Origin of the sequence: Pseudomonas fuscovaginae SE-1 (assembly GCF_000364705.1) — a bacterium.
Lineage (GTDB): Bacteria > Pseudomonadota > Gammaproteobacteria > Pseudomonadales > Pseudomonadaceae > Aquipseudomonas > Aquipseudomonas fuscovaginae_A.
Genome location: NZ_AQOH01000312.1, coordinates 114,617 through 125,568, shown reverse-complemented (window position 1 = coordinate 125,568; position 10,952 = coordinate 114,617). Strand labels below are relative to the sequence as shown.

Here is a 10,952-nt window from a genome sequence, read left to right as displayed (position 1 = left end):
ACCTCAGATTCTTGGTTTGAATGTGGGGACGATGGATCGCTTACGGAGCACCTGCCAGAAGTTCCGGAAAAGTATCGGCCAGCATGTTCGGGCCGGTGGTGGGCAAGAGTCGCCAGCAGCCGCGGACACTTTCATTCAGATCGGCGTCCTGCAGGATCATGTAATAGGGATTCAGTGCATCGTAGCCATCGATCTCCATGCCACCGATGACACTGACATCCCAATCTTTCTTATCACGGAATATCTTCGCTCTCAGGATATGCATTTTTTCCAGGCATATATCGTCGAAGTTGTTTCTTTTATCAATGGCTATATTCACGGAAGTTACCTCGAAAAGACCAGGTATTTATATATCCAGTATGGATAATTAGTAGCCTATCAATCTGATAGGTGGCTGGCCGGAGGGGAGTCGAATATCGTCTGGGTTTCCCTGCGAAGGCGTTGAAATGAGGGTTGAGCGAAGTTTGATCAGGCAGGCCGTTGTCCTGCGATTGCAGTTGGGCAAGAGCCAGGAGGCGTTCTGGCGGATGTTCGGGTTGAGCCAGCCGGCCGCGAGCCGGCTGGAATGCGCAGGCAAGGGCTCGGCCAGCCTGGCCGTGCTGCTCGGCCTGTATGTCGCCGGCCGGATCGATGACGACGATCTGCTCTTCGTGTCGGCCCGTGAAGTTGCGCTAGGGCGTCATGAGATCTAATTGTATGGCCCTGGCCACGGCGAGTCGCCTGGAGCTGACATTGAGTTTGCGACGAATGTTCTTGAAGTGGAACTCGACGGTGGGTTCCGCCAGACTGAGGATCTTGCCGATTTCCCAGGTGGTTTTTTCGGCCCAGGCCCAATGCAGGATTTCCAGTTCCCGGGGTGTGAGGTGAGGTGCAGTCGAGCTGGAATTGTGCAGGAAGAGGCTGCTGCCGCTCGTGACCGCATAGTCGCGCAGCATGCTGGCTGCGGCGATGCTGTGTTGCAGGACCTGCAAGTACTCGTTTTGCGGCATAGGGGCGCAGCTCAGGCTGAGCATGCCGACCTGGCCCTGGGGCCCGTGAATGGGCAGTGTCAGGCCGTGGCTGAGTCCGGCTCGTCGGGCATCCTCGGCAAACTCCTTTTCTCGACGGGTTTTGTAGAGCTTGTCCTCCCAGAGAATGGGAAGCGAGGATGAAAAGCTGTGGGAGACGACAGGGTCGATGCTGGAGTAGTTCTCGTTATCATAAAGATCTCGCCAGGCGTCCGGAAAGTTGCTCATGATTCGTGCCGTGCTGTTCTGTGCCTCTTTGTTGGGTTTCAGGGCATACAGCACCTGGCTGTATCCGAGTTTCTGCACGGACAAAACAAGTGACTGGAACCAGGTTCGTGCGTTCATTGCACTTAGCAGCTCTATACATTCATCCATAAGTAGCATAGAAAAAATCCGGTATCAGTGAATCGTTATTTTTGTCAGCGATAGGGGCCTGCTCCAAACGAGGTCAATAGCCTCTATTCTTGGATATATACAAGGAAGTAGTTATGAACGCTAGCCTTCAGACCGTCCGCGTCAGGAACATCATCCGGGAAACCCCCAGTATCGTCTCGATAGACCTGGCTCCGGTCGGCTCCGATCGCTTACCGGCATTCGAGGCTGGAGCCCATATTGATCTGCATCTGCCCAACGGGCTGGTACGCAGTTACTCGTTGGTCAGCTGTCCGACGGACCTGAGCCACTACCGTCTCGGCGTGCTCCACGATCGCCGAAGTCGTGGAGGATCGGCGTTCATTCACAAGCACCTGCGGGTGGGCGGGTTGCTCAAGGCCTCGGCGCCGCGCAACAACTTTCCGGCAGGCAGTGCCGCCAGGGCCTTATTCGTCGCGGGCGGTATCGGTATCACGCCGCTTCTGAGCATTGCCCGGCACCTGGCAGGCCAGGGGGCTGTCGTCGACCTGCTGTACTGCGTGCGTTCGGCGGCGGACGTGGCGTTTCGTGGCGAACTGGAAAGCCTGCCCGGCTCGGTGAGCTACCACTTCGATGACCAGCAGGGCGGAGCTCCGGACCTTGAGGGTCTGATGCGTGGTTATCCTCGCGACACGCATTTCTACTGCTGCGGCCCCGTGCCGATGCTGGAGGCGTTCGACCGGGCCTGCGCGGTGCTGGGTATCGAGCATGGCCACACGGAGCGCTTCAGTGGCGCGGCGCTGCCGGTTTCTGGCGAAGCCCGTGGATTCGAAGTGGTGCTCTCGCGTTCCGCGAAGCAGCTCTACCATGATGGAAATGGCAGTCTGCTGGATACACTGATCGCTGCGGGACAGAATCCTTCCTACAGCTGCAAGGAGGGCGTCTGTGGTGCGTGTGAGACCGTCGTGCTGGAGGGGACGCCCGATCACCGCGACTTCGTGCTCAGCCCTGCCGAGCGGGCTTCGGGAAAGACCATGATGCTCTGCGTGTCGGGCTGCAAGTCCGGCCGGCTGGTGCTGGACATTTAGCTGGCCGGGTGCGGTGCGAGCGGCCAGGCCCGCCCGCACCGAGGCACGTCAGGCCGTGCGGCCCTGGCGACGTTCGATAAAGGCGCGGATCCGCTGCGCCGCCTCGACACACTCGGCCAGTGGCGCGACCAGGGCCATGCGCACCCGACCGGCACCCGGGTTGACGCCATCGACCTCGCGGGACAGGTAGGAGCCCGGTACCACGGTCACGTGCTCTTCGGCGAACAGGTCGCGGCAGAACCCGGCATCGTCACCCTGTACGTTCGGCCACAGGTAGAAGCTGCCATCCGGCCGCCGCACATCCAGTACGGGCGCGAGGATTTCCAGCACCGCGTCGAACTTCTCCCGGTACAGCGCACGGTTGGCTCGGACGTGGACCTCGTCGTTCCAGGCCGCGACGCTGGCCAGTTGGGTCTGCACCGGCATCGCGCAGCCGTGGTAGGTGCGGTACAGCAGGAAGGCCTTGAGGATCTCGGCGTCGCCGGCCACGAAGCCGGAGCGCAGGCCGGGCAGGTTCGAGCGCTTGGACAGGCTGTGGAACACCACGCAGCGCTTGAAGTCCTTGCGACCCAGGGCCGCGCAGGCACTGAGCAGGCCGGCTGTCGGAGCTTGTTCGTCGAAGTACAGTTCGCTGTAGCACTCGTCGGCGGCAATCACGAAGTCATGTTCGTCGGCCAGGGCGATCAGTTTTTCCAGGGTCGCCTGGGGAATCACCGCGCCGGTCGGGTTGCCTGGCGAGCAGAGGAACAGGATCTGGCAGCGCTGCCAGATTTCCGCGGGCACGGCATCGAAGTCCGGGTTGAAGCCGTTTTCGCTCAGGCAGGGCAGGTAGTGTGGCTTGGCCCCGGCCAGGAACGCGGCACCTTCGTAGATCTGGTAGAAGGGGTTGGGGCTGACCACCAGCGCGTCCTCGCCGCGATTGACCACGGTCTGGGTGAAGGCGAACAGCGCCTCGCGGGTGCCGTTGACCGGCAGCACGTTGCGCGCGGGGTCGATCCAGCCGCTCGGCACGTTGAAGCGCCGTTCGCACCAGGCACCGATCGCCTCGCGCAGGGCCGGGATGCCCAGGGTGGTGGGGTACACCGCCATCTGCGCGAGGTTGGCCGTCAGGGCCTCGGCGACGAAGCTTGGCGAGCGGTGCTTGGGTTCACCGATGGACAGCGCGATCGGGCGCTTGTCCGCATTGGGCTGGACGCCACCGAGCAGGGCGCGCAGTTTCTCGAACGGGTAGGGTTGCAGCTGGTTCAACGCGTTGTTCATCAGGTACGGCTCTCAATCGGAATCAGGTTCATGGCCCGCCGTCAGATACTCAGGCGGGTCATCTCGATAGTCGGTTCGCAAGTGACGCTCAGTTGCTCGACGATGGCGTCCTGCAGGCGGCTGCACAATTGCGGATCGGACAGCGGCTGGTTCTGTGCGTCGGTGATGAAGAACACGTCTTCCACCCGTTCGCCCAGGGTGGCGATCTTCGCGTTCTGCAGCGACAGGTCGAACTCCAGGAAGATCTTTCCAATCCGCGCCAGCAGACCGGGACGATCCGGGGCGCTCAGTTCGAGCACGGTCACCGGGCGCTGGGCATCATTGTGGATGGTCACCTGCGGGGCAAAGGCGAAGTGCTTGAGTTGGCGCGGGACCCGGCGCTGGATGATCGTCGGGTAGTCGTCGGGGTTGCGCAGGGCTTCGGTCAGGCCATCGCGGATCAGCTTGACCCGTTTGGGGTTGTCGCCAATGGAGCCGCCGTCGGCGTCCAGCACGATGTAGGTGTCGAGGGTGAACTGGCTGCTGGAGGTGATGATCCGCGCATCGTGGATGTTCAGGTTGAGCTGGTCCATCGCCGCCACGGTCACGGCGAAGAAGTCGTGCTGGTCCGGGGCATAGATGAAGATCTGTGTGCCGCCCTCGAATTCGCGCTGGGTGGTTTCCTTGATCAGCACCAGCGGGCCACCGTCGGCCGGCTGCTGGAGAATCGCATCGCTGTGCCAGGCCACGTCGGCGGCGGTGTGGCGCAGGAAGTAGTCGTCGCCCAGTTGCGCCCAGAGTTGCTCGACATCGTCCGGGTCGGTGCCGGTACGGACCAGGATGTCCAGGGCCGCGCTCTGGGTCTGGCGGATCTGCTCCTCGCGGTCCACCGGGTTCTCCAGGCCGCGGCGCAGGGCGCGCTTGGTCTCGGTGTAGAGCTGGCGCAGCAGGCTGGCGCGCCAGGAGTTCCACAGCGTCGGGTTGGTCGCGTTGATGTCGGCCACCGTCAGAACGTAGAGGTAGTCCAGGTAAAGGCTGTCGCCGACGATCTGCGCGAAATCGTGGATCACCTGCGGGTCGGACAGGTCCTTGCGCTGGGCGGTGGTCGACATCACCAGGTGGTGCTGCACCAGCCAGACGATCAGACGGCTGTCCCAGGCCGGTAGCTGATGGCGCTTGCAGAAGGCTTCGGCGTCGATCGCGCCGAGCTCCGAGTGGTCGCCATGGCGGCCCTTGCCGATGTCGTGGTAGAGCCCGGCCATGTAGATCAGTTCGGGCTTGGGCAGCTTGGCCATGAGCTTGGCGGCCAGCGGGAATTTCTCGGAAACCTGGGTGTACTGCAGCTTGCGCAGGTGTTTGATCAGGTTGAGCGTGTGCGCATCGACGGTATAGATGTGGAACAGGTCGTGCTGCATCTGCCCGACGATATCGCCGAACTCCGGCAGGTAGCGTCCGAGAATACCGTAGCGGTTCATCCGGCGCAGGTTGCGGTGCACGCCGATCTTGCACTTGAACAGTTCGATGAACAGGCTGGTATTGCGGATATCGTTGCGGAAGTCGTCGTCGATCAGGTGGCGATGCTCGCGCAACAGGCGGATGGTGTCGGCGCGCACGCCCTTGATTTCCGGCTGCTGGGCCATCAGCACGAAAATTTCCAGCATGGCGAACGGCGTGCGGCGGAACACGTTCGGGTTGCTCGCCTCGATGTAGCCGTCGTGCAACTGGAAACGCGAGTTCAGCGGTTGCGGCGGTGCCTCGTCTTCCGGGGCGAGGATGACTTCGGCGAAGTGCTGGATGATCAGTTCGCTGAGCTGGGCGATGCTCATGATCACCCGGTAGTACTGCTGCATGAAGTTCTCGACGGCCTGCTTGGCGTCGTCGCCCTGGAATCCCAGCAGCCCGGCGATGCTGCGCTGGTGGTCGAAGAGCAGGCGGTCCTCGGCGCGTCCGGCGAGCATGTGCAACGCATAGCGGACCTTCCAGAGAAACTCCTGGGAGGAGGCCAGCAGGACGTTTTCGCTTTCCACCAGGAAACCTTCGCCGGCCAGCGCGCGCAGGTTCAGGGTGCCGTACTGGCGACGGGCCACCCAGAGAATCGTCTGGATGTCCCGCAGGCCACCGGGGGAGCCCTTGACGTTGGGTTCCAGGTTGTATTCGGTGTCGTTGTACTTGTGGTGGCGCGCCTTCTGTTCGGCGTGCTTGGCCAGGAAAAAATCCTTGCTCGGCCACATGTGCTCGGTGCTGGTGACCTCGAGCATGCGTTCGCGCAGGTGCTCGGGACCGGCAATGGTGCGGCTTTCCATCAGGTTGGTGATGACGGTCAGGTCGGCGCGGGCCTCTTCGGCGCATTCCTGCACCGAGCGGACGCTCTGGCCGACTTCCAGGCCGATATCCCATAACAGGGTCAGAAAGCGCTCGATGGAATCCCGAAAAATCTCGTGGTCGGCGCTGTCCAGCAGAATCAGCAGGTCGATGTCCGAGTAGGGGTGCAGTTCTCCGCGACCGTAGCCGCCGACCGCCACCAGGGCGATATCGGCATCCTCGCTCCAGTCGAACTGGTCCCAGGCCTGTTGCAGGATGTTATCGACGAACCAGGCGCGATCCTCGATCAGTCGACGGATGTCGCGACCGCCGCGAAAGCGTTCGTCGAGGACCTCGTGGGCCCGACGGATGACCTTCTTGAATGCCGCTATGGGGCTGGCCTTGAGTGCCAGTTCCGCCTGGAACTGGCCACGGTCGAAGAGTTCGGGGTCCACCTGCGGCATCGTTCGGGTTTCCTTTATGGATCAGGCGGAGGTGCGCGGGATGGTGTCGTCGCTGCGCAGGGTGAAGATCTCGTAGCCGGTCTCGGTGACCAGCAGGGTGTGTTCCCACTGGGCCGAGAGCTTGCGGTCCTTGGTGATCGCGGTCCAGCCGTCGCCCAGCACCTTGGTGTCGGCCTTGCCCTGGTTGATCATCGGCTCGATGGTGAAGGTCATGCCGGCCTTCAGTTCCATGCCGGTGCCGGCACGGCCGTAGTGCAGGATCTGCGGTTCTTCGTGGAACACCTTGCCGATGCCGTGACCGCAGAACTCGCGAACCACCGAGAAGCCGTTCTTTTCCGCATGCTTCTGGATGATCTCGCCGATATCGCCCAGGCGGCAGCCTGGCCTGACGATCTCGATCGCCTTGTACATGCATTCCTGGGTCACCTGGGACAGGCGTTCGGCCCAGACCGGTACGGTGCCGACATGGAACATCTTGCTGGTGTCGCCGTGGTAGCCGTCCTTGATCACCGTGACGTCGATGTTCAGGGTATCGCCATCCTTGAGCGGCTTGTCGCTGGGGATGCCGTGGCAGACCACATGGTTGATCGAGGTGCAGATCGACTTGGGGAAGCCCTTGTAGTTGAGCGGGGCGGGAATGGCCTGCTGCACGTTGACGATATAGTCGTGACAGATGCGGTCCAGCTCCTCGGTGGTGACGCCGGGCCTGACGTGCTCACCGATCATTTCCAGTACATCGGCGGCCAGTTTCCCGGCGATGCGCATTTTTGCGATGTCCTCGGGGGTCTTGAGGGTGACGGTCATACGGGCTCTCTATGCGCTCGGGCGCAGGTAAACACGGAAAAAGGTCGACGGCGGCAACATCCGTTAACGGAGTATTGCGTTCCGGAACCCTGAAAAATGCGATTCTAACAGACGGACGGAGCAAATCATGACGTCCGGGCATCGCTTCTCTTCACAAGGATGGGGCATTCTGGCGCGAATCCAAGGTGTGCGCAAAAGCTGCTGGCGTGAGACGTGAATCCGGGTTCCGTTTTTTGCGTCCTTGTGATATAAAATGCGCCGCTTTCCGGGGATAGCCCCGAAAAGCCTAAATCCACACACGTGTCGACACGATGACCTGGGTGCCTTCGGCCTTGCTGCCGATCGGTTGGTCATTGGGATACGTGGAGGCCAAACCCGACTTATCAAGGAACTATCATGTCCCAAGTCAACATGCGCGATATGCTGAAGGCCGGTGTGCACTTCGGTCACCAAACCCGTTACTGGAATCCGAAAATGGGCAAGTACATTTTCGGCGCGCGCAACAAGATCCACATCATCAACCTGGAAAAAACCCTGCCTATGTTCAACGACGCTCTGGCGTTCGTAGAGCGTCTGGCTCAGGGCAAGAACAAGATTCTGTTCGTCGGCACCAAGCGTTCCGCCGGCAAGATCGTCGCTGAAGAAGCCGTGCGTTGCGGTTCGCCGTACGTCGATCACCGCTGGTTGGGCGGCATGCTGACCAACTTCAAGACCATCCGTGCTTCCATCAAGCGTCTGCGCGACCTCGAAGTGCAAGCCGAAGACGGTACCTTCGCCAAGCTGACCAAGAAAGAGGCGCTGATGCGTACTCGCGATCTGGAAAAGCTGGATCGTTCCCTGGGTGGTATCAAGGACATGGGCGGTCTGCCTGACGCACTGTTCGTCATCGACGTTGATCACGAGCGCATCGCGATCACCGAAGCCAACAAGCTGGGCATCCCGGTCATCGGCGTAGTCGATACCAACAGCAGCCCGGAAGGCGTTGACTACATCATCCCAGGCAACGATGACGCCATCCGCGCCATCCAGCTGTACATGGGTTCGATGGCTGACGCCGTTATCCGTGGTCGCAACAACGTTGCTGGCGGCACTGAAGTCTTCGTTGAAGAAACTCAGGCTGCAGCTGAGTAATTGACGCCCTGGCGTTGACTCAGTAAGCAAAAAGGGGGCTTGGCCCCCTTTTTGCCACCTCGAAAACCATTTGTCTGCGCGCCGCTACAGTGTCTGTAACGTGCAGCTGCTAACAAGGGTGGTTCGGGAAGAATTGAACGCCCGTTCGATCGGGTGGAATGGTTGATAACCTATCCAAGAGGAATTTTGAAATGGCAGCAATTACTGCGGCGCTGGTCAAAGAACTGCGCGAGCGTACCGGCGAAGGCATGATGGATTGCAAGAAGGCGCTGGAAAAGGCCGGCGGCGACATCGAGAAAGCCATTGACGACATGCGTGCCTCGGGCGCCATCAAGGCCGCCAAGAAGGCTGGCAACGTCGCTGCGGAAGGCGCTATCGCCGTCAAGACCGACGGCAAGGCTGCCGTTCTGCTGGAAGTGAACTCGCAGACCGACTTCCTGGCCCTGCAGGACGACTTCAAGACTTTCGTCGCCGAGAGCCTGGAAGAAGCCTTCGCCCAGAAACTGACCGATGCCGCTCCGCTGATCGCTTCGCGTGAAGCCGCTCGTGAAGCCCTGGTCGCCAAGTGCGGCGAAAACGTCAACATCCGTCGTCTGGCGCGCGTTGAAGGTGACGTTGTCGGTGCCTACCTGCACGGTAACAAGATCGGTGCAACCGTCGTTCTGAAAGGCGGTGACGTCGAGCTGGCCAAGAACATCGCCATGCACGTTGCCGCTTCGAACCCTGAGTTCCTGCTGCCGTCGGAAGTATCGGCCGAAGCCATCGAGCGTGAGAAGGGCGTTTTCCTGCAACTGAACGCCGACAAGATCGCTGGCAAGCCGGAAAACATCGTCGAGAACATGATCAAGGGTCGTATCTCGAAGTTCCTGGCCGAAGCCTCGCTGGTCGAGCAGGCTTTCGTCATGAACCCGGAAGTCAAGGTTGGCGAGCTGGCCAAGAAAGCCGGTGCTGAAATCGTTTCCTTCACCTACTTCAAAGTCGGCGAAGGCATCGAGAAGCCGGTTGACAACTTCGCTGAAGAAGTTGCCGCCCAGGTAGCTGCCGCCAAGCAGTAAGACAGGCTCGTCTGTCGCCCCGAAGAGGCTGCCCGCTTACGCGCGCAGCCTCTTTTCAAATGGGAGGAAGGCTTTCTCTTTCTCTCGTCGGAACCGGCTTACAAAGCTGCGTTCTGATGGCGCTGTAGCAGCGCCAAGCTAGAGTTGGCAGGCTGTAAAACAGCTCGCAAGAATTTTTATAACGCCGCAGGAGAGATTCGCAATGGCTCAGCAGGGCAGTGGTTATCAAGCTCGCTATAAACGCATTCTACTCAAGCTTAGCGGCGAGGCCCTGATGGGCTCGGAAGAGTTCGGGATCGATCCGAAGGTCCTGGATCGCATGGCGCTGGAAGTCGGTCAACTGGTCGGTATCGGTGTGCAGGTCGGTCTGGTGATCGGCGGTGGCAACCTGTTCCGCGGTTCGGCGCTGAGCGCTGCCGGCATGGACCGGGTCACCGGCGACCACATGGGCATGCTCGCGACCGTGATGAACGCGTTGGCGATGCGCGATGCGCTGGAACGTGCGAATATCTCGGCCATCGTGATGTCGGCCATTTCCATGGTTGGCGTGACCGATCACTACGATCGCCGCAAGGCCATGCGCCACCTCAATTCCAAGGAAGTGGTGATTTTCGCGGCCGGTACCGGTAATCCGTTCTTCACCACGGATTCGGCGGCCTGCCTGCGTGCGATCGAAATCGATGCCGACGTGGTGCTCAAGGCAACCAAGGTCGATGGCGTCTATACCGCAGATCCGTTCAAGGACCCGCATGCCGAGAAGTTCGATCATCTGACCTATGACGAGGTGCTGGATCGCAAGCTGGGTGTCATGGATCTGACCGCTATCTGCCTGTGCCGCGATCACAAGATGCCGTTGCGCGTATTTAACATGAACAAGCCTGGCGCCCTGCTGAACATCGTACATGGCGGCGCTGAAGGAACCCTGGTCGAGGAAGGCGTACAATGATCAATGAACTCAAGAAAGACGCTCAGGTGCGCATGCAGAAGTCCCTGGAGTCTCTGGCCCACGCATTTGGCCAAATCCGTACGGGCAAGGCCCACCCCAGCATCCTGGGCAGCGTGATGGTCCCCTACTATGGCGCCGACACGCCATTGAGCGGTGTTGCCAGTGTGACGGTGAAAGACAACCAGACCCTGCAGGTCGTGCCGTTCGAGCGCAACATGCTCGGTGCCATCGACAAGGCCATCGGCAGTGCCGGCCTGAACCTCAACCCGACCAACCTGGGCGAGTTGCTGCTGATCAAGATGGCCCCGCTGACCGAGGAAACCCGCAAGGGCTTCACCAAGCAGGCCCGCGCCGCTGCGGAAGATGCGCGGGTTGCCGTGCGCAACATCCGTCGTGATGTGCTGGGCGACCTGAAGAAACTGGCCAAGGACAAGGAAATCAGCGAAGACGAAGAGCGTCGCGCCGGCGCTGAAATCGACAAGCTGATCAAGGAATTTGAAGCCCAGATCGCCAAGGCCACCGAAGAAAAAGAAAAGGACCTGATGGCCGTATAAGGGTCAGGACAC

11 protein-coding genes are annotated in these 10,952 nt (G+C 60.6%); 6 read left to right on the top strand and 5 right to left on the bottom strand.

What is annotated here, in order from left to right; all coding sequences use genetic code 11:
- Positions 1-40: 40 nt before the first annotated feature.
- Positions 41-319, bottom strand: a complete 279-nt coding sequence (locus tag K675_RS31390) for an acyl-homoserine-lactone synthase (protein WP_037007186.1) — start codon at positions 317-319, stop codon at positions 41-43.
- 127 nt (positions 320-446) lie between these two features.
- On the opposite strand from K675_RS31390, the gene K675_RS0125420 reads away from it, so the two are divergent.
- The gene (locus K675_RS0125420) at positions 447-692 is read left to right on the top strand and encodes a transcriptional regulator (RefSeq protein ID WP_026145529.1); all 246 of its coding nucleotides are present in this window, start codon (positions 447-449) and stop codon (positions 690-692) included.
- Here the strand turns inward: K675_RS0125420 and K675_RS0125415 are convergent.
- Positions 672-1,352 carry an autoinducer binding domain-containing protein gene (locus K675_RS0125415; RefSeq protein WP_232434476.1) on the bottom strand — a complete coding sequence of 227 codons (681 nt, stop codon included), beginning with the start codon at positions 1,350-1,352 and terminating at the stop codon, positions 672-674. The two genes, K675_RS0125420 and K675_RS0125415, sit on opposite strands and share 21 nt — an antisense overlap.
- 143 nt (positions 1,353-1,495) lie before the next feature.
- Between K675_RS0125415 and K675_RS0125410 the strand changes: the two genes are divergently transcribed.
- Entirely contained in the window at positions 1,496-2,446 is a 951-nt protein-coding gene (locus K675_RS0125410; protein WP_017906280.1) for a PDR/VanB family oxidoreductase, read from the top strand.
- Positions 2,447-2,494: 48 nt separating this feature from the next.
- Here K675_RS0125410 and dapC read toward each other — a convergent pair whose 3' ends face one another.
- From dapC to map, 3 genes are read right to left on the bottom strand one after another with little or no spacing between them, the layout of a single operon-like run.
- Entirely contained in the window at positions 2,495-3,706 is a 1,212-nt protein-coding gene (dapC, locus tag K675_RS0125405; protein ID WP_017906279.1) for a succinyldiaminopimelate transaminase, read from the bottom strand.
- Positions 3,707-3,747: 41 nt separating this feature from the next.
- Positions 3,748-6,450, bottom strand: coding sequence for a [protein-PII] uridylyltransferase (locus K675_RS0125400; protein ID WP_017906278.1), 2,703 nt, complete (start codon positions 6,448-6,450; stop codon positions 3,748-3,750).
- A gap of 21 nt (positions 6,451-6,471) precedes the next feature.
- Complete coding sequence (map, locus tag K675_RS0125395) at positions 6,472-7,254, bottom strand: type I methionyl aminopeptidase (protein ID WP_017906277.1); 783 nt, start codon at positions 7,252-7,254, stop codon at positions 6,472-6,474.
- A 396-nt stretch (positions 7,255-7,650) separates the two neighbouring features.
- Here map and rpsB point away from each other — a divergent pair, with 396 nt between their 5' ends.
- The 4 genes from rpsB (at position 7,651) to frr (ending at position 10,940) form a co-directional block, all read left to right on the top strand.
- The gene (rpsB, locus tag K675_RS0125385; protein WP_017906276.1) at positions 7,651-8,385 is read left to right on the top strand and encodes a 30S ribosomal protein S2; all 735 of its coding nucleotides are present in this window, start codon (positions 7,651-7,653) and stop codon (positions 8,383-8,385) included.
- Between the two features lie 191 nt (positions 8,386-8,576).
- Complete coding sequence (gene tsf / locus K675_RS0125380) at positions 8,577-9,440, top strand: translation elongation factor Ts (RefSeq protein ID WP_017906275.1); 864 nt, start codon at positions 8,577-8,579, stop codon at positions 9,438-9,440.
- A 202-nt stretch (positions 9,441-9,642) separates the two neighbouring features.
- The gene (pyrH, locus tag K675_RS0125375; RefSeq protein WP_017906274.1) at positions 9,643-10,386 is read left to right on the top strand and encodes a UMP kinase; all 744 of its coding nucleotides are present in this window, start codon (positions 9,643-9,645) and stop codon (positions 10,384-10,386) included.
- Positions 10,383-10,940 (top strand): ribosome recycling factor, encoded by a 558-nt coding sequence (gene frr, locus K675_RS0125370; protein ID WP_017906273.1) that lies wholly within the window; start codon positions 10,383-10,385, stop codon positions 10,938-10,940. The genes pyrH and frr overlap by 4 nt, the downstream gene beginning before the upstream one ends.
- The last annotated feature ends 12 nt before the right edge of the window (positions 10,941-10,952 follow it).